The 18,201-nt window shown below is 48.1% G+C and carries 17 protein-coding genes; 15 read left to right on the forward strand and 2 right to left on the reverse strand.

Translation table 11 applies throughout. The features are described from left to right. Positions 1–6: 6 nt before the first annotated feature. The 13 genes from M1L66_RS00800 to rbsK all read left to right on the forward strand — a co-directional run bounded on the left by M1L66_RS00800 (position 7) and on the right by rbsK (position 14,169). Positions 7–936 carry an ABC transporter permease gene (locus M1L66_RS00800; protein WP_187023546.1) on the forward strand — a complete coding sequence of 310 codons (930 nt, stop codon included), beginning with the start codon at positions 7–9 and terminating at the stop codon, positions 934–936. 15 nt (positions 937–951) lie between these two features. Next, positions 952–1,848: a carbohydrate ABC transporter permease gene (locus M1L66_RS00805; RefSeq protein ID WP_434690275.1), complete on the forward strand. Its 897-nt coding sequence runs from the start codon at positions 952–954 to the stop codon at positions 1,846–1,848. Between the two features lie 42 nt (positions 1,849–1,890). Next, the gene (locus M1L66_RS00810; RefSeq protein WP_187023548.1) at positions 1,891–3,639 is read left to right on the forward strand and encodes a sensor histidine kinase; all 1,749 of its coding nucleotides are present in this window, start codon (positions 1,891–1,893) and stop codon (positions 3,637–3,639) included. Beyond that, on the forward strand, positions 3,617–5,236 hold the full coding sequence (locus M1L66_RS00815; RefSeq protein ID WP_434690278.1) for a helix-turn-helix domain-containing protein: 1,620 nt from the start codon (positions 3,617–3,619) through the stop codon (positions 5,234–5,236). Before M1L66_RS00810 ends, M1L66_RS00815 begins: the two co-directional genes overlap by 23 nt. A 36-nt stretch (positions 5,237–5,272) precedes the next feature. Then, positions 5,273–6,202 carry an FAD:protein FMN transferase gene (locus tag M1L66_RS00820; RefSeq protein ID WP_434690281.1) on the forward strand — a complete coding sequence of 310 codons (930 nt, stop codon included), beginning with the start codon at positions 5,273–5,275 and terminating at the stop codon, positions 6,200–6,202. Between the two features lie 371 nt (positions 6,203–6,573). After that, positions 6,574–7,581: a LacI family DNA-binding transcriptional regulator gene (locus M1L66_RS00825; protein WP_434690283.1), complete on the forward strand. Its 1,008-nt coding sequence runs from the start codon at positions 6,574–6,576 to the stop codon at positions 7,579–7,581. Positions 7,582–7,672: 91 nt separating this feature from the next. Beyond that, positions 7,673–8,284: a hypothetical protein gene (locus M1L66_RS00830; protein ID WP_434690285.1), complete on the forward strand. Its 612-nt coding sequence runs from the start codon at positions 7,673–7,675 to the stop codon at positions 8,282–8,284. 48 nt (positions 8,285–8,332) lie between these two features. Further along, the gene (locus tag M1L66_RS00835) at positions 8,333–9,730 is read left to right on the forward strand and encodes an ABC transporter substrate-binding protein (protein ID WP_434690288.1); all 1,398 of its coding nucleotides are present in this window, start codon (positions 8,333–8,335) and stop codon (positions 9,728–9,730) included. Positions 9,731–9,754: 24 nt separating this feature from the next. After that, entirely contained in the window at positions 9,755–10,819 is a 1,065-nt protein-coding gene (locus tag M1L66_RS00840) for an ABC transporter ATP-binding protein (protein ID WP_187023555.1), read from the forward strand. Further along, positions 10,788–11,717, forward strand: a complete 930-nt coding sequence (locus M1L66_RS00845; protein WP_187023556.1) for a carbohydrate ABC transporter permease — start codon at positions 10,788–10,790, stop codon at positions 11,715–11,717. Before M1L66_RS00840 ends, M1L66_RS00845 begins: the two co-directional genes overlap by 32 nt. A 14-nt stretch (positions 11,718–11,731) precedes the next feature. After that, complete coding sequence (locus M1L66_RS00850) at positions 11,732–12,559, forward strand: carbohydrate ABC transporter permease (RefSeq protein ID WP_434690290.1); 828 nt, start codon at positions 11,732–11,734, stop codon at positions 12,557–12,559. Positions 12,560–12,573: 14 nt separating this feature from the next. Next, entirely contained in the window at positions 12,574–13,215 is a 642-nt protein-coding gene (deoC, locus tag M1L66_RS00855; RefSeq protein ID WP_434690292.1) for a deoxyribose-phosphate aldolase, read from the forward strand. Between the two features lie 27 nt (positions 13,216–13,242). Continuing rightward, a complete protein-coding gene (gene rbsK, locus M1L66_RS00860) occupies positions 13,243–14,169 on the forward strand; it encodes a ribokinase (protein ID WP_434690295.1) in 927 nt (308 codons plus the stop codon). Positions 14,170–14,234: 65 nt separating this feature from the next. Here the strand turns inward: rbsK and dapA are convergent, their stop codons facing one another. Next, on the reverse strand, positions 14,235–15,113 hold the full coding sequence (gene dapA / locus M1L66_RS00865) for a 4-hydroxy-tetrahydrodipicolinate synthase (RefSeq protein ID WP_434690296.1): 879 nt from the start codon (positions 15,111–15,113) through the stop codon (positions 14,235–14,237). Between the two features lie 115 nt (positions 15,114–15,228). Between dapA and dpsA the strand changes: the two genes are divergently transcribed. Next, the gene (gene dpsA, locus M1L66_RS00870) at positions 15,229–16,059 is read left to right on the forward strand and encodes a dipicolinate synthase subunit DpsA (RefSeq protein WP_002605563.1); all 831 of its coding nucleotides are present in this window, start codon (positions 15,229–15,231) and stop codon (positions 16,057–16,059) included. Positions 16,060–16,198: 139 nt separating this feature from the next. Here dpsA and M1L66_RS00875 read toward each other — a convergent pair whose 3' ends face one another. Then, positions 16,199–17,023 (reverse strand): zinc ribbon domain-containing protein, encoded by an 825-nt coding sequence (locus M1L66_RS00875; RefSeq protein ID WP_434690300.1) that lies wholly within the window; start codon positions 17,021–17,023, stop codon positions 16,199–16,201. Between the two features lie 169 nt (positions 17,024–17,192). Between M1L66_RS00875 and M1L66_RS00880 the strand changes: the two genes are divergently transcribed. Then, positions 17,193–17,771 carry a dipicolinate synthase subunit B gene (locus M1L66_RS00880; RefSeq protein ID WP_002605564.1) on the forward strand — a complete coding sequence of 193 codons (579 nt, stop codon included), beginning with the start codon at positions 17,193–17,195 and terminating at the stop codon, positions 17,769–17,771. Positions 17,772–18,201 lie beyond the last annotated feature (430 nt).

Below are 18,201 nucleotides of genomic sequence, written 5' to 3' on the forward strand. Positions count from 1 at the left end.
AATACCATGGATGAAAAAGTGAGAAAAAGAAAGTTCCGGTGGAAAAAATGGATTCCTATATTTATTATGATGTCACCAGGGCTGATCTATCTGTTTATCAATAATTATATCCCCATATTCGGGCTGGTAATTGCCTTTAAAAAGGTGGATTTCCGTGTGGGTATCATGAACAGCCCATGGGCGGGGCTTTCAAATTTTACATATTTATTCAAGACACCGGATGCTTTTATTATTACACGAAACACACTGCTGTACAATTTGGCATTCATTGCAATTAATACCGGCTTGAGCCTGACGTTTGCGATTTTTATTAACGATATGAAAAATAAGTATTGCAAGAAGATCTATCAGTCAGCGGTTCTGCTTCCTTACCTGATGTCCGTTGTTATCATCGGTTATATCGTCTATGCACTGTTAAGCCCGGACAAGGGAATGATTAACAACAGTATATTAAAACCAATGGGAAAATCTCCTGTTTCCTGGTACATGGAGCCAAAGTACTGGCCTTTTATCCTGATTTTGGTAAACGCCTGGAAGGGAGTGGGATATAACTGCCTGGTATTTATTGCAGGACTGGCCGGAATCTCGCCGGGATATTACGAAGCCGCACAGTTAGACGGGGCGACAAAATGGCAGCAGATAAAATACATAACACTGCCATGCATGAAAACCACGATAATTACTCTGGTCCTGTTGAATATCGGAAGAATTTTTTACTCCGATTTTGGCCTGTTTTACCAGATTCCGATGAATTCGGGTGCCTTGTTTGACGTGACGAATACAATTGACACGTATGTATACAGGAGCCTGCTTCAGCTTGGAAATATTGGCATGGCATCAGCCGCGGGCTTCTACCAGTCACTGGTTGGGTTTACGCTGATTTTAATCTGCAACTTTATCGTTAGAAAAATTGACCGGGACAGCGCATTATTTTAAGGGGGAGGGGAAGATATGAGATCAAAAGACCAGAAAATATTTAATCTGATTTCCCATACCGTCATGATTTTCGTGACCGTTATGGCGGTACTCCCCTTTGTACTCGTGTTTCTCTCCTCCGTAACGGAAGAGAATACATTGGTACTGAACGGATATTCCTTTTTTCCGGAGAAATTCAGTCTGTATGCCTATGAATACATTGTTATGAAGGGGAAAAAGATATTCAGGGCGTATGCGGTTACCTTGTTTGTCACTGTGGTTGGTACAAGTATCAATGTGATGATCTCGGCCATGCTGGCATATCCTCTTTCCCTAAAGGATCTGCCGGGGAAACGGATTTTTACCTTTTATGTGGTATTCACACTGCTGTTTAACGGCGGACTGGTACCGACATATCTGATGTATACCTCTGCTTTTAACGTGAAAAATACTATTTTTGCCCTGATTGTTCCCAATCTTCTGATGCACACGATGAATGTACTTCTGATGAGAACGTATTACAGCACCAGTATTCCCACGGAACTGTTTGAGGCGTCGGAAATTGACGGGGCGAGTCAGTTTAAGATATTTGGCAGTATTATTCTGCCGCTGGGAAAACCAATAGCGGTAACCATGGCATTGTTTTCGGGCCTCAGCTATTGGAATGACTGGACCAACGGCCTTTACTACCTGACTGGTTATAATGGAGAGAAACTCTATAGTATTCAGAACTTCCTGAATAAAGTGGTGACAGATATCCAGTACCTAAACTCCAGTCAGGTTGGCTCAAATTCAGATATTCTGGCTAAACTTCCAACAGTTTCTGTCCGAATGGCAATTGCATTTGTGGCCATGATTCCGATTTTGATGTTGTTTCCGTTTTTGCAGAAATACTTTTCCAAGGGTATTGCGATGGGAGCTGTCAAAGGTTAAGATGTTAGGAGATGATGCGTTGCATCAGGGGGAGGACTTTCTATGAGGACAGAAAAGAGGACCGGGAATTCAATATCCAGCCGTTTAAGGCGGTTGATGATGATTCTCGTGCCTCTTTCTGCCCTTTATATCGGTATCAGTGTGGCCAGCACCTATTACTTTAAAAAGCAGATTGTGAGCTATGCCGAGACATTTGTGGACTTCTATATTGATAAGATTGAGAATACAGTCACAAACATCAACCGGCGTATGAGCATGCTGATCCTGGGGGAAGGCGAGACGGAGATCGAGCTGGATTCCTATATCAACAGTATTAAGACAACTGATAACATCGCCTTTCGAAATTACTTTATTGGTAAACTGCGGGATGCCTTTCGCATGTATTCTATGGAGTATGGAAGCGAGTATCAGTTTTTTGCCTTTTTTCCGGAGGGAAAACAGTATGTAGGTGCCAATGCGAATGATAAACTGGGACAGGATGTCTGGGAGCAGTACCGGGATGATATCATACACAGGCTGGAGGGAGAGATGCTGATCCCCAACTCCGGGAGCCAGTACTGGCAGTTTGTCGAGGGAAGCGGCGGCTGCAATTATATTATAAAATTTTACAGCATCCGGGAAGTCTATGTTGGATGCTGGATCCGGCCAGCTGACCTTATCGCGCCGCTGGAAAATGCGGTAAAGGACGGAAAAACCACAGCGCTGCTCTTTGACCAGAATAACCGGCGCATTGCAGGGGAGCGTACCATGGAGCCGGATACGATCACGATCGAACGGCGGTTCAGCAATCTGCCGTTTTCTGTGCGTTTGACTGTTCATGATTACGGTCTGTTTCAAAAGACATTTCTGATGCAGATGGGGCTCGTCTTTCTGGCACTGGCCATGCTTTTCATTACACTGTGCAGTATTTATTTTTTGTATAATAAAGTGTTAAAACCTATCAAAAAGTTTTCTAATAATCTGGAGCGGTTAAGCCGGGGCAAGACAGGGCTGGAGGAGATAAGCAGCAGTGAGCTGTCGGAACTGGAGCAGGCCAATGCAGAATTCCGGCAATTGCTGCAGAAGATCAGCATGCTGCAGGAGGAGGTGTACGAAGGGGAAATAAAGAAACAGCTAATGTATATGGAGTACTTAAAGCTTCAGATTGAACCGCATTTTTATTTGAACTGTCTAAACTTTATATACAATACAATTGATTTGGGCAAATACACCCAGGCCAGCAGGATGTCGGTCATGACAGCCGAATATATGAGGTATTTATTTAATAATGGCCGGGATTTTGTGTGTATCTGGGAAGAACTGGAGCATATCGGCCATTACTTAGAGATTCAGAAGCTGAGATTTGAGCACGCGTTTGATTACTATCTGGAGCAGGAGGATGAGACGAGGGAGGCCAGAATACCGCCGCTGGTGATCCAGACGTTTGTAGAGAATTGTATAAAGTATGCTGTTGACTTAGATTCCGTTTTACAAATTACGGTTACCGTATTTTCAGAGGAAATGAACGGGATTCCCTATACAAATATTTGTATTACAGACAGCGGGCCTGGATTTTCGGCGCAGATACTGGAGCAGCTGACGGATCAGAATAAATATATGGAGGAGGAAACAGGGCATATCGGCATATCGAATACGATTAAACGTCTGTACTATACTTATGGTGACCGGGCCAGTATCAGTTTCTATAACGGACCGGTAAAGGGCGCTGTTGTCGATATTCATATTCCATATACCGTAAAAGCGGCTTTAGAAAAGGGGGATGAGCCGGATGAATCTGCTGATTGTGGATGATGATCTTCATGTAATTGAAGGGATCGAACGTAATTTAGACTGGGAGCGGCTGCATATCGACCAGGCTTTCCAAGCTCTGGGGGTTCCTGCGGCTAAGAAGGTACTGTCTTCCAATCCGATCGATGTCATGATCTGTGACATTGAGATGCCTCAGGAGACGGGGCTTGACCTGTTGGAATGGATTCGGGAGGAGGGATTTCCAATTCAGGCGATCTTTCTCACCAGCTATGCCAAATTTGAATATGCACAGAGGGCGATTAAGCTTGAGAGCCTGGAATATATACTAAAACCCGTAGACTATGGACAGCTGGAAAAGGCAGTAGTCCTGGCGGTAGAGCGGTCCTTAAAGAGCAGGCAGAATGAGGCGTTTAAAGAGAGCAGCCGGTACTGGGAGCAGAACCGTCAGAATGTTGTGGAGTATTTCTGGACTGGTGTGCTGGCAAGGGAGGCTTCATCAGATGAGGAAGAGTTAAACTGCAAGATAGAGGAATGTGGCCTCGATTACATACGTGGAAAGGTATTTCTTCCAATTGTAATACAGATGGTCCGTGACGTGGCAGAATCCTATGCAGGGCTGGCGGATGCGGTAGATGCTTTGTGTACGAATTGTCTGGAAGATAATACAGATGATGGCGTGGAGGCATATGAATTTCATGCAAAAATATCAGATCATATGTATTTTCTTATGCTGAGAGCCAGGATGAATTCGGATCCGGATGTATTAAGGCGCGACGTAGAACGCTTTATGGCTTTCTTTATGGAGGGAATGGGGAAGGCGGAGCTGAATGTGCTCTGCGGAGTGGGTATGTGGAGTACTGCAAATCTTGTTTATGAAGATGTGAGCTGTATCTATACCATGATGTATGAATCGCCGCGAAATAAAAAGAAGGTTCTGTACCTTCAGGAATACGAGCCCGTCAGCATGATGTATGAGGTACCGGACCTTAAAAACTGGTGGGATATGATGAAATATGGACAGACAGGAGAATTGAAGGAAGCGGTGGAGCGTTACCTGGATATTCTGGCCGGTCAGCAGAAACTCAGTTCCAGAAATTTGCAGCAGCTGGGACTGGATCTTACCCAGATGGTGTATTCCTGGCTGGGATCTATGAATATATACGCCCATATGCTGTTTGACAATGAGGAAAACAATAAGATCTACGGAAGAGCAGCACTCTCCTCCCATAATATGATGCAGTATCTGGAGTACCTTCTGTCCAAGGCAATGGAATATAAAGATGTAGTAGAGCGCCCCCATACGATTGTAGATACGATCAGGGACTATATGGACCACCATTTTCAGGAAAACTTATCGCGGGATGATTTGAGCCGTCTGGTATTTTTAAATCCAGATTATTTGTCCCGCCTGTTTAAAAAGGAGATGGGGCTGTCCATCAGCAGTTATCTGATACAAAAACGGATTGATCTGGCAAAAGAACTGCTCTCTACGACCAGAACGCCGGTAAGTGTTATATCATCGCAGGCAGGCTACGATAATTTTGCTTATTTTACTAAGGTGTTCAAAGAGAAGACTGGTATGTCACCCAATGAATATAGGAAGAACTGTCAAAGTGCTGAGCGGAAAGATAAGAGATAAGAGAGAAAAGGGGAGAGCAGAGAGGGAGATCCGGAAATGAAAAAAGCGAAAATGCGGGAAGTAAATTTCTATGCTTATGAAACGTACTGCATGGTTCGGATCGAGGAACGACCGGAGGTCAGCACACTTCTGGCCGGCTGCCGCGATCTTGCACTTCAAGTGGAGCAGACATTGAATATGTATGACGAAGAATCCGAGTTGTCGGTAATGTGCCGGGATTACAGACCGGGACAGCCGTATGAGGTATCCGCACTTCTGTATGATTTTCTGGATACCAGTTTAAGCATGGCGAAACGGAGTAATGGAGCCTTCGATCCCACGGTTGGAGCAGTGATTAAGAGATGGGGAATCGGTTCAGGGGAGGTGCGCATTCCAGCAGAAAAGGAGCTTGCCATCCTTATAAACAGGACCGGGTACCATCATATCAGGCTGCTTCCGGATAAACGAGCCGCAATTATAGATATCGAAGGAATTACCATAGATCCGGGGGCCATTGGGAAGGGGCTGGCAATCGATTATATCATACACTATTTAAAAGATTATCACGTGGGGCAGGCGTGTGTGGATTTCGGGGGAAATTTGTATGTTATGGGGGATACATACAGAATCGGTGTGCGCGGGCCGGAGGATCCGGAAAAAATGATGGCAATTGTGCCAGTAAAGGACCAGGCTGTTTCAACGTCTTCCTGGTATGAACATTATATTGAACGCGATGGCAGAGTATATGGCCACCTGATCGATCCGGCCTCCGGTAAACCGGTAGAATCTGAATTTACCAGTGTGACGGTAATCTGTGACAGGGCCATTTATGCAGATATGCTTTCGACAGCATTGTATGTTCTGGGTGCAGAGAAGGGGGAGGCGGTAATACGCTCGCTGCGGGAAGAGAGTGGAATTTGCGTGGATTACCTGGCCGGGAGGGCTGGAGATGGCAAAATTGTGAGCTATTCTGATACATTAAAATAATATCCTCGTCTTATGAAGGTGGCAGCTGTCCTTTGAAATTGTCAGGGACAGCTGTTTGACGGCCTTGATTAAGAACCGGATAGTTTAAATAGTTAAAAGATTAAAAGGGGAATCTTTTATGTAAAATGTCCATTTTTTTTCACGAAATACTTTACAATCTGTATAAATAATGGTAAGATACAAATGTGTAAACGATTACACACTATAATACTAAACAACTACTTGCCTTTTACAAAAACCACTGATTATAAAGGATTACATAATTCACATATTTTCAAATAACCTTAATTTTTTTTGAAAATATGTGTAAACGATTACACATTACTGCATCATGGCCGCATAGTGCGGCCGCAGGAGAAATGGAGTGCAAAATGAGTCTTACGATTAAGGATATTGCTGAAAAAGCAGGTGTATCCGTGGCTACGGTGTCGAGAGTGATCAACGGGTCCGGTTACGTGAGCGAAAAAAACAAAAAAAATATTGAGGAAATTATCCGGGAATCGAATTACTGTCCGAATGCGGCGGCGAGAAGCCTGATTACCCAGGCCTCAGATATGATCGGCCTGGTGATGCCGGAGCGGGTTAATCCATTCTTCGTGAAGGTATACGACGGTGTGACCCGAAAGGCGGATGAGGAGAATATAACGGTTCTCTTTTATAAAACGGACGATGATGAGAAAAAGCAGGGGGAGATATTAAAGCAGCTGAAGGCTCAGAGTGTAAAGGGTATTCTGATCACCCCGAGTCTCTATCAGACCTCCGCCACCAGAAAGATGCTGGAAGCAGTGGAACGGGCCGGGATTCCCGTGGTCCTCATCGACCGTGATACGGAGGGCGGGGATTTCGACGCGGTATTTATTGACAATAAGGGGGCTATTTATAAGGCCACAGAACAGCTGATCCAGGCAGGACATATGCAGATTGCGGCCGTCACCAGCCCTGATTTTTCCAGAGTGGGCGCGAGAAGGCAGGACGGTTTCCTGGAATGCATGAAGAAGCACGGGCTGGAGGTCTGTCCGGACTGGGTGATCGAGGGAGAATTGAGCGTTGAGAGCGGATATGATGCCTGTAAGTGCCTGATGGAGATGGAGAACAGTCCCACGGCAATTGTGGCATTTTCCAGTTCGGAGCTGATCGGATGCGTGAAATACTTAAACGAAGCAGGATACCGGATCGGCAGGGATGTCTGTCTCTTTGGATTTGATGATATCGGTACATTCCCGGATTTCGGACTTCAGCTGTCTACCATCGAACGGCCTATGAGGGAGATGGGGGAGCTGGCGTTTGAACTGTTGTGGGAACGGATTCATAACGGCGGAAAGAACAAAAGGAGCCGTGAGATCCTCCTTCCGACCAATATAAAGTTTGCTGAGAAATAGATAGTAACTTTGCACAGACATCGGAGGCGATCCGTGGGTCGTGTACAATTACTAAATATATATTTACATCACTACAAGGGGGAAAGCAGCAATGAAACATGACAACAGCTACAGCTACAAACCACAGTACGATCCATTTGAGAATGTTATGACGAGGAACGGACTGCACGCAGATGAGGTGATTTCCGCACTGCAGAAAAGCATCCGCCATGCGGACGAGGACACCGCGATCCGGTGCGGATACGAGATGTATGTTACCAGCATGGAGTTGGAGAACTATCTCTGGAGACGTCTTTCCGTCATTAGCGTGGAAGACATCGGATTCGGGGAGCCGACCGCCCCCATTCTAATCCAGACATTGAAAACCATGAGAGAGGAGTTTCCGTACTCTTTAAGCGGCAGCAGGGCGCTGTTCCTGTTCCAGGCGATTCGTTATCTGTGCAAATGCCGGAAAGAGCGCTCCAGCGATACGATTAAGACGATCGTAATCGAGGAGTACAAGCGAGGGGAGTACGCAAAGCTTCCGACAGAGTATGATATCTATGACTGGCATACGAAAAAGGGAAGAGAGGGCGGAAGAACGTATCTGGATTTCCTGGAACATTTTACAGATGTTACGCCATTTGTGGATCAGTACGATCCGGAACTGAAGGAGATTTTAAAACAGTATACCAGGGAGAACATCGAACTGGGTGAAGAATAAACAGGGGAACCGGTAAAAACAAAAGGAGAAGAACAGGGAGGTTACAGGATGAGTAAACTAAGACGCATTGCAGCATTGGGACTTACGGCGGTACTGCTCGGGGGTTGTGTACCACAGAAGGTGGCTGCGCCGGAGAAGACAGAGGAGATAAAGGCAGAAGAGGCAAAGACAGAAGAAAGCCAGGCAAAGAACGAGGGGAAGAACGAGGGAACGAATGAGACGGCGGCGACGGAAGCAGAGACGGCCGCAGCCATCGCGACGGAGATTACGGGTCCGGTGGAGATAACCATATGGCATCAGTATTCTGATCAGTATGAGGTGTGGTTTCAGAAGGTAGCGGACGAATTCCACGCGAAAAATCCTGATATTACGGTTAAGCTTCAATATCAGCCCGCAGACCAGTACGAAGCAAAGGTTATGGCGGCGGCAAAAGCAGACGATCTGCCCAGCATGGTTCACTCTGCGGCAGCCAATATGACCAGCTATATCAATGAGGGAGCGCTGGTGAATATGGACGATTACATTTATGATTCGACGGTGGGGTATGAGAACTTTGATGAAGATATCAACTCAGGGCTGAATCAGATGTATGTGCCGTGGGGCAATAAGCGCTACGCCATGCCTCTGTTCCTGGGCGGCAATGTCTTTTTCTATAATAAGACCATGTTTGAAGAACTTGGCATAGAACCGCCGAAGACCTGGTCCGAGGTGGAGGCCGTGGCGACGGCTGTCAGCGACAAGATTGGCAAGCCTGGCTTCGGATTCCAGATTATGGTGGACGGTTACATGGAGGTTCTGACACAGGCCGGCGGAGAAGTGATTGATCTGGAGAATAAAACCATTGGTTTTGATTCTGAGACAGCCAGAGAGAAAATTACCTGGTACAAAGATCTGATCAATAAGAAGGTTGCCCGTCTGGTGGGAGACGACAAACACTTTACCAATCCATTTGCCAACGGCGATGTCGGATGCTACGTTGCATTATCCGGGAACTACGGATATCTTGCCACCGCGGTCGGAGACAAGTTCGAACTGGGAGCGGCGCCGCTTCCTCAGGAGGGCCCCAAGAAGTTTGTCAGCCTTTCCGAGCCGGTATTTGCCATTGCAAAGACCAATCCGGAAGAGGAACTGGCCAGTTGGATGTTCTTAAAATACTTACTGAGCCCGGAAGTCAATGCGGAGTGCGGAACGGTATTTGGCGCCCTTCCGGCATCTACTGCTGCCATGAACGAGAGCGTATACCAGGATTTCTTAAAAGTAAATCCGGTGGCGGCTGCGGTCTACGAGCAGAGAGATTCCTACGGATATATGCCGACCATAGCGGGCTGGTATGAGCTTCGCACGAGTCTGGATAAGGCGCTGGAAGAGATTATGCTGGATATAAGCGACATGGATACGGCACTTGCAGAGGCTAAAAAGTCGGCAGAAGCAGCAATCCGCAAATAGTCCAATCAGATGAAAAGGTGAGCCATGGAGATTAAATTACAGAATATCAGAAAGAGATTTGGGGAAACGGTAGCCCTTGATGATCTATCTTTGGAATTTTGCGATGGGAAACTGACCACGCTTTTGGGGCCAAGCGGATGCGGAAAGAGTACCCTGCTTAATTTAATATCGGGAATTCTGCCGCCTACTTCGGGATCGATTTATTTCGGAGACAGGGATGTGACATCTCTGTCTCCGGATAAGAGAAATATCGGCCTGGTATTTCAGAATTATGCGCTGTATCCCCACATGACGGTGGGGGAGAATATCGCATTTCCGCTGGAGATCAAAAAGGTTTCAAAAAAAGAACGGCTGGAGCGGGCAGCGGAGTTTGCCAAACTGCTTCGGATTGAAGATTACTTTACCCGAAAGCCATCCCAGCTTTCGGGAGGACAGCAGCAGCGCGTGGCTATAGCAAGAGCCCTGGCAAAGGAACCGGAGATTCTGCTTCTCGATGAGCCGTTGTCCAATTTAGACGCCAGGCTCCGCCTGGAAATGCGGGAGGAGATCCGGCGGCTTCAGATGGAGACGGGGATCACCACCATTTTCGTGACCCACGACCAGGAGGAAGCACTCAGCATATCAGATCATATTCTGCTCCTGAAAAAGGGGCGGATCCAGCAGTACGGGCTGCCTCAGGAGCTGTACGATGAACCGTGCAATCCGTTTGTGGCGGACTTCCTGGGCAATCCGCCGATTAATCTATACGAGGGCATAGTCGATGGGAACCGTGTAATATTGCAGGGGGACAATACGGGATTTCTCATTGCCGGGATGAATGGCATCGAAAGAGGAAGAAGGGTGAAGCTGGGAATCCGGAGCGAGGCGTTTGAGGCAGCGGCGGAGGGAGTCTATGAGACGCCTGCAACCGTAAGAAACGTATTTTTAAATGGCAAGGAAACCCTGTATCTTCTGGAAATTGGGGGAAAAGAATTCAGAAGTACGCTGGAAAGCGGACAGACCTATGAAATTGGAGGGAAGATATCGGTTCGTTTGAAAAAGAAGGGGGTTCACATCTATGATTCTGAGACAGAGGAAAAGATCGGTTAAGGTAAAAAGTGATGAAAAAGTCACGGTAAGGACATTTACGGAACCCTTCATCTATCTGCTCCCATTTATTCTTGTAGTGAGTGTGTTCATGGTCTTTCCGATTATCACGGTCTTTCTGAATGCATTTCTGGAGAACTATGATTATCTGGCCAACACCTACACCGGCATGGGAATGGGGAATTTCGCAGCGCTTTTCTCGGATAAGGAGTTTTTACTGTCACTGAAAAATACATTCCTTTACGTGGCATTTGTCGTACCGCTTTCCACAGTCATTGCACTGACGGTAGCCATTCTCTTAAACCAGAAGCTGAAGGGAAGCGCGTTCTTCCAGTTCGTATATTTTCTGCCGATGGTCACGGCGACCATTGCCGTTGGAATCGTATGGAAATGGATGTATCACTACGATTACGGCATTATCAATTACGCGCTTGGAGTGATCGGGATCGAGCCGGTCAAATGGATGGAGAATCCCAGGATGGCGCTGGCGGCCCTGATTATCTATGGGATCTGGACGAAGCTGCCATTTACTATTATCCTGTTCCTGTCCGGTCTCCAGACCATCGGTGAACAGTATTATACGGCGGCAAAAGTGGATGGGGCGAAACCGGCAAAGATTCTGTTCCGCATAACGCTTCCGCTCTTATCGCCCACGATCGCGCTGGTTCTGATTATCAATATTATCAATACCTCGAAGGTGTTTAATGAAGTATTTGCGCTGTTCAATGGAAAACCGGGGCCGGGATACTCCCTTTATACCGTGGTGTTCTACATATATGAGAACTTTTATCATAAGATGAACGTTTCCATCGCCTGCGCGGCCGCACTGGTATTGTTTTTGATCGTGTTTATCATGACCATGCTGCAGATGACGATTCAGAAAAAATGGGTCAGCAGGTAAAAAGGAGAATTGAGATGAAAAATAGACATCTGGCTGTAAAGATCATTTCCTACGTAATCCTGTCGGCCGGCGCGGTGATGATGGTTCTGCCGTTTTACTGGATGATCATTACTGCGTTTAAAACGCCGGAGCAGGTGACGCAGATGCCTCCGATCTGGTGGCCGCCGTCATTTTTGCTGGATAATTTCAAGTATGTGCTGAGTTCCGGGGAGTTCGCAAGGTATATTATAAACTCGCTGTTCGTCACGGTCTCATCAGTGATCCTGACGACCACGGTCAGCATACTGACTGCCTTTGCATTTTCTAGGCTTAAGTTTCCCGGGAGAGACATTATTTTTTCCCTGTTCCTGGGATTTATGATGGTTCCGTTTGAGCTTCTTGCCATTACCAATTACGTTACCATCGTGAAGCTTCATCAGATTGATACGTATAAGGCGCTGATCGTACCGTATACAGCCAACATACTCTATATCTTTATATTAAGAAACTTCTTTCTGGAGATTCCGGGCTCGCTTTACAACGCGGCGCGGGTGGATGGGGCATCCAACTGGAAATTTCTCTGGAGAATCATGGTTCCAATCGCCAAGCCGGCGATCATTACTATCATTCTTCTGGGCAGTATTGACAGCTGGAACTCATTCTTATGGCCCATGCTGGTGACGAATGAGTCAAGGATGAGGACCGTGACCGTGGGACTGACTTCATTTGTGCAGTCCGCAGGAATCCGCTATGAGAGGCTGATGGCGGCAGCGTTTATTGTAGTAATCCCCATGGTGGTACTGTTTTTCTTTGCGAGAAAATACATTGTCACCGCGGTGGCACAGGGGGGAATCAAAGGATAGAAATGGAGGACAACATGAATATTGCAGAAAAGATTGATCACACCATACTGCGCGCCGACGCGAGAGAAGAAGAGGTAAAAAGATACTGCCGGGAAGCGGTTCAATACCATTTCGCATCGGTATGCGTCAATACATGCCACGTTCCGCTGGTGGCTGAACTTCTGAAGGGAAGCGGCGTAAAGGTATGCTGTGTCGTGGGCTTTCCTCTGGGGGCCATGAGCACCCGCGCCAAGGCGTACGAGGCAAAGGCAGCCGTGGAAGACGGGGCGGAAGAGGTTGACATGGTCGTCAATATTGGCGCCGTAAAAGATGGAAATTACGACCGCGTGGAGGAGGATATCCGTGCAGTCGTGGCAGCCAGCGGCGGCGCGGTGGTGAAAGTCATACTGGAAACCTGCCTGCTGACCAGAGAGGAGATCGTGGAAACCTGCCGCCGTTCTGTGAAAGCAGGGGCTGGATTTGTAAAAACATCAACCGGATTTTCGACCGGAGGCGCCACGGAAGAGGCGGTTCGTCTGATGAGAGAGACGGTGGGAGATTCAGCAAAGGTGAAGGCCAGCGGTGGCATCCGTATCTGTGAGCAGGCGAAGGCCATGATAGAAGCCGGAGCCGACAGAATCGGTGCAGGAAACGGAGTTATACTGCTGGAGGAGTGATTGGTTCGGGGAACCAGGAGGTTGTATATGGGAAGAAGAACACTGGTTTTTGGAAGCTTTGTCGTGGATATCATGGCCCGTGCGCCGCATCTGCCTGTTCCGGGAGAAACGGTTAAGGGGAACGGATTTAAAATGGGCCCTGGGGGGAAGGGCTTTAACCAGGCTGTGGCCGCCTTTAAAGCGGGCGCAAAAGTCACGCTGGCGACAAAGCTGGGTACGGATTCATTTTCCGATATTGCACTAAATACAATGAAAAAACTGGGCATGGAGACCGGGCGGGTTTTCCGGACCGACCGGGAGGACACGGGCTGTGCGCTGATTCTGGTGGGAGAGGACAGCAGTCAGAATGAGATTGTGGTGGTACCAGGAGCGGGGCTTTCCATAACGGAGCAGGAAGTGGACTCCTTAAAGGAAGTGATCCAGGACTGTGAATATGTGCTGATGCAGCTGGAGACGAATCTGGATGCGGTGGAGCGGGTTGCGGAATACGCGGCAGAGAGCGGGACCAGAGTGATCTTAAACCCGGCTCCTGCGGCAGACCTGCCGGAGGGGCTGTGGAAACGGATCGATGTGATCACGCCCAACGAGGTGGAGGCAGAGTATTACACCGGGATTCCTGTCTGTTCGGAAGCGGACGCAGCGAGGGCGGCGGACTGGTTTCATGAACGCGGAATCGGCGAGGTAATCATTACCATGGCAGACCGGGGTGCCTTTTTATCATCGGCATCCGGAAAAGGGGAGTTTGTTTCGGCGTTCTCCGTAGAGGCCGTGGACACTACCGGCGCGGGAGACGCATTTTGCGGGGGACTTCTGGCGGCCGTGTCGGAAGGGAAGGATTGGAAGGACGCGGTCGTGTTCGCCAGCGCGACGGCGGCACTCTCGGTGCAGAAGATCGGGACGGCGCCGTCCATGCCGGACAGGCGGGAGATAGAAGCATTTTTGGATAACTACTAAAAGAAAAAATTAAGGGGGGTCCTGGCCGTACGATTACGGCTTTCAGGACCCCCTTTCGCGTTTCTCTAAATCAGGGAATGCCTTTTCATGGTTTCCGTCAGCTTTGCCTTGTCAGCGGCACTCATTCTGATGAGAGGCAGCCTGTAATTTTCCCCACATATTCCCATCAGGCTTAAGGCCGCCTTAACAGGCACCGGATTGACGTCCAGGAAAAGGGCATTCATCAAATCAAGCAGGTCTAACTGCAGTTTTAAGCTCTCCTTTTCCTGCCCATTCAAGAAAAGTCTGCACATTTCATGGGTTTCCCGCGGCATGATATTGGCCAGGACAGAGATCACGCCTTTGCCTCCCAGAGAAAGAACGGGAACCGTCTGATCGTCATTTCCCGAATAAATATCCAGGTCTTCCCCGCACAGAGAGACGATCCGGGCGACGTGGGAGATATTGCCTCCCGCCTCCTTGACAGCCTGGATATTCGGATGCTGTGATAGCACTTTGCAGGTCTCCGGTTCCATGGTCATGCCGGTACGGCTGGGCACATGATAGAGGATTACCGGAATTGAAACGCTGTCCGCCACGGCTGTAAAATGGGCGATCAGTCCCTTTTGCGAGGTCTTGTTGTAGTAAGGCGTCACCTCTAAAAGCCCATCCGCGCCAAGCTCCTGAGCTTTTTTTGACAATTCTACCGCATGAGCGGTATTGTTGCTTCCTGCGCCTGCAATTACAGGCACCCTTCCATGAACCCGCTTCACGGTAAATTCAATAAGCTTATATTTCTCTTCATCCTGAAGCGTGGAGGATTCGCCGGTAGTCCCGTTTACTACAATGGCGTCAGTTCCATTCTCCAGTTGAAATTCCAATAATTTTCCCATTGCTTCAAAATCGATAGCGCCATTTTCGGCCATTGGTGTCACAACTGCTGCTGCAGATCCTTCAAAAATCATCTTACCTTCCCTTTGATTCAATGCCTTGATGTAAAATATGACAAACTCTCCCGGTCTGTTCCTTGCACAAACCAGTTTTTTTCCTCATATAAAATCACTATGGAGAGTGAAGTTCATGAATAATTATTTGATTCTGGGCGGCGATTTAAGACAGATTTATCTGGGCCGCATGTTAAAGCAACAGGGGTTTCCCACCGTTACATCCGCCGACTTAGGCAGGCTTAACCTTTCTCTGGAAGAAGCCATAAAAGCCAGCAGCGTCCTTCTGTGTCCCGTACCCTTTACAAAGGATGGCAAGACCATCTTTTCCACGGACCAGAAAGATTCCTTAAAGATCACGGACCTTTTAAGACACTTAACGCCTGACAATACCCTGTTCGGCGGAAATATACCTGACTTTGTAAAAGACCACGCCAAAGAGCATAAAATCCCATACTTTGACTTTCTGGAGATAGAGGAAATCACCTTAGAAAATACCATAGCAACAGCGGAAGGGGCGATTGCGGAAGCGATCCGTTTGAGCCCGGACTGCCTTCACCAAAGCCGGTGTCTCGTCACAGGCTTCGGCCGCTGCGGAAAAACGCTTGCCTGTAAATTACAGGGATTGTCCGCGGATGTCACAGTGGCCGACAGAGATCCGGTCCAGCTGGCCTTTGGGACTGCGCTTGGGCTTAAGACAAAGCCTCTGTCCGAAATCTCACAGGATATAGGCGAGTATCACTTTATATTCAATACCATACCCGCACCAGTCATCCGTGAAGCCGAAATCCGCCTTATGAGGCCTGATGTCACCATCATTGACATTGCCTCTGCCCCTGGCGGCGTGGATTTTACCGCATGTAAGAGCCGGGAAATAAACGCCAGACTATGTCCCGGGCTCCCCGGCGCCTATGCGCCGAAGGCGGCGGCTGAAATTCTGTTAAAGGCTGTCATGAAAAGCTTATAGTAAAGGAGTTTATGTCAATTACCCATGTCTGAAGACACGGGCTTGTAACTCAACTACACGTAGTACGGCATGTGATTCATGCCTCCTACCTCAAACGTTGGCTACAATAGGCTGATTGACGACAGCCTGCCTGCTTCGGCTATGCCTGACAGGTCTCTGCGAACAGAGTATTACATCCTTTACGGTAGATATTGATGGCCCCTGTCCGGTCGTCATTACTCCGGTAACCGCATACAGTACAGCAAAATTCATGCTTTCTTCTGTTACGGTTAGCCTTTGTCGTATTCCCGCAGACCGGACAGCTCTGGCTGGTGTACTTCGGGTCTGTCGCAAGGACTTTTGCGCGCTTTTCCTTGACTGTGCGGCCGGAAAAGAATCTGGTGATCCCTTCATCGTCAAAGGAAACTGCCAGATGGTTCACACCGAGATCAATTCCAACGATATGATTTAAGGTATTCCTGTTCTCTGCTTCCAGAGTAACCGGTATATGCAGATAGTATTTCCTGTTTTTACGGATCAGTTTAGCAGTGCCAAAGCGTCCACCGGCAGAAAACCAGTGTTCCATCCCTTTTAATTCAAATGGGATATGCAGCCTGCCGGAAAGGGTATTTAAACTGACGGACTGACCTGATATGGAGTAATCCCGGTTCCATACCAGATCATACTCAAAGTTTCGAAAAGATACTTTCGAGAAAGGGTGGCCATTGCTTTTCATGGATTTATATTTCGCAAGGACGGTCTTAAATACACTCTGAGTCATCTGAGAGCGGAGTCCGAACTGCTGTCTGACAGGGTAGTATAAGGCATGGTCTAATTCGAGATAGCGGATTCCCTCCCGTCCAAAAACGAAAGCAGAGACAAAGTTCAGCACATCCCGGATAACGGACAGTGTCTTATTCAAAATAATCATCTGTTCTGATGTAGGATATAGTTTGACTTTAGCAGTAATGGTAATAGATTTCATAGATTTTGTACCTCATAACAGATTATGGACTGAGTACATTTTACCGCAAATAGTAGTAAAAAGTAAACAAATGTTTGAAAAACTAAAAAAAGGAGAAGGAGCTTGCGTAAGAGTCAGGAGGGGCACAATTCCTCTCATGTCTAAAGACGCGAGTCTCCATGTGCATTTTATGAAATTAGAAGGAAAAAAAATCGGCCTGGCAATCACCGGGTCTTTCTGTACCTTTAGTAAGATGGAAGAGGCAGTCACCGCTCTGATGGCGGAAGGCGCCTCCATCTATCCCATTATCTCCACAAATGTGCAGACTACCGATTCCCGTTTTGGAGATACCACGGAGTTTATCAGCCACATTTCCGACCTGACCGGCAATCCCCCCATTCTGAAGCTGGAGGATGCCGAACCGATTGGTCCGCAGGGCTACCTGGATATTCTTCTCATTGCACCGTGTACAGGGAACACCCTGGCAAAGCTGGCCAACGGTATAACCGACACCCCTGTCCTCATGGCTGCAAAAGCCCATTTGAGAAACTCCAAGCCCCTGGTTATCTCGATTTCCACCAACGACGCTTTGGGAATTAATTTTAAAAATATCGGCCAGCTTTTTAATATTAAAAACATTTATTTCGTGCCATTCGGCCAGGATAACGCGATTAAAAAGCCCAATTCCATGATTGCCAGGACGGATCAGATTGTCAGAACCCTGGAAGAAGCGCTGGAAGGAAAACAGATTCAGCCGGTTATTTTATAAAAGGATTTTCTGGATGAAGGATACGCCTGAGAGAGAGGGGGAGTGGAGGCGGGGGTAGGGGAGGAACACGCGGGCGGATGCAGGGGCGCTACAGCTCAAGTGCTCTCGGTGGGCAGGACTAAGCCAAAAGCCCCACCGGAACAGGGGTACCGCGCAAATTCCAGGGATGCCCTGAAGGTCCTCCCCTCCATGTGCACTCGACTCCGGGCCCGGAAAGCCCTCCGTCGCCCCCTGTTCCGGCGAGCCTTTTGGCTAAGTCCGTCCGAACCTCGATCAAGTCGCAGTAGTGCCCCTGCATCCGCCCGCGTGTTCCTCCCCTACCCCCGCCTCCACTCCCCCTCTCTCTCAGGCTGTGTTTTTCATTCTGTAGGGAGATAGGTTTCGTCCGCCAGGCGTCCCCCTGCCGCCTCCCTGCCGTCCGTTCCGCGCT

The sequence above is a fragment of the Hungatella sp. SB206 genome, from assembly GCF_051132295.1.
Classification (GTDB): Bacteria; Bacillota; Clostridia; order Lachnospirales; family Lachnospiraceae; genus Hungatella; species Hungatella effluvii.

What these genes read in the sequence shown, in the direction of transcription:
- M1L66_RS00800 (WP_187023546.1), top strand. Translation starts at nt 7, where the DNA reads ATGGATGAAAAAGTGAGAAAAAGAAAGTTCCGGTGGAAAAAATGGATT.
- M1L66_RS00805 (WP_434690275.1), top strand. Translation starts at nt 952, where the DNA reads ATGAGATCAAAAGACCAGAAAATATTTAATCTGATTTCCCATACCGTC.
- M1L66_RS00810 (WP_187023548.1), top strand. Translation starts at nt 1,891, where the DNA reads ATGAGGACAGAAAAGAGGACCGGGAATTCAATATCCAGCCGTTTAAGG.
- M1L66_RS00815 (WP_434690278.1), top strand. Translation starts at nt 3,617, where the DNA reads ATGAATCTGCTGATTGTGGATGATGATCTTCATGTAATTGAAGGGATC.
- M1L66_RS00820 (WP_434690281.1), top strand. Translation starts at nt 5,273, where the DNA reads ATGAAAAAAGCGAAAATGCGGGAAGTAAATTTCTATGCTTATGAAACG.
- M1L66_RS00825 (WP_434690283.1), top strand. Translation starts at nt 6,574, where the DNA reads ATGAGTCTTACGATTAAGGATATTGCTGAAAAAGCAGGTGTATCCGTG.
- M1L66_RS00830 (WP_434690285.1), top strand. Translation starts at nt 7,673, where the DNA reads ATGAAACATGACAACAGCTACAGCTACAAACCACAGTACGATCCATTT.
- M1L66_RS00835 (WP_434690288.1), top strand. Translation starts at nt 8,333, where the DNA reads ATGAGTAAACTAAGACGCATTGCAGCATTGGGACTTACGGCGGTACTG.
- M1L66_RS00840 (WP_187023555.1), top strand. Translation starts at nt 9,755, where the DNA reads ATGGAGATTAAATTACAGAATATCAGAAAGAGATTTGGGGAAACGGTA.
- M1L66_RS00845 (WP_187023556.1), top strand. Translation starts at nt 10,788, where the DNA reads ATGATTCTGAGACAGAGGAAAAGATCGGTTAAGGTAAAAAGTGATGAA.
- M1L66_RS00850 (WP_434690290.1), top strand. Translation starts at nt 11,732, where the DNA reads ATGAAAAATAGACATCTGGCTGTAAAGATCATTTCCTACGTAATCCTG.
- deoC (WP_434690292.1), top strand. Translation starts at nt 12,574, where the DNA reads ATGAATATTGCAGAAAAGATTGATCACACCATACTGCGCGCCGACGCG.
- rbsK (WP_434690295.1), top strand. Translation starts at nt 13,243, where the DNA reads ATGGGAAGAAGAACACTGGTTTTTGGAAGCTTTGTCGTGGATATCATG.
- dapA (WP_434690296.1), bottom strand. Translation starts at nt 15,113, where the DNA reads ATGATTTTTGAAGGATCTGCAGCAGCAGTTGTGACACCAATGGCCGAA.
- dpsA (WP_002605563.1), top strand. Translation starts at nt 15,229, where the DNA reads ATGAATAATTATTTGATTCTGGGCGGCGATTTAAGACAGATTTATCTG.
- M1L66_RS00875 (WP_434690300.1), bottom strand. Translation starts at nt 17,023, where the DNA reads ATGAAATCTATTACCATTACTGCTAAAGTCAAACTATATCCTACATCA.
- M1L66_RS00880 (WP_002605564.1), top strand. Translation starts at nt 17,193, where the DNA reads ATGAAATTAGAAGGAAAAAAAATCGGCCTGGCAATCACCGGGTCTTTC.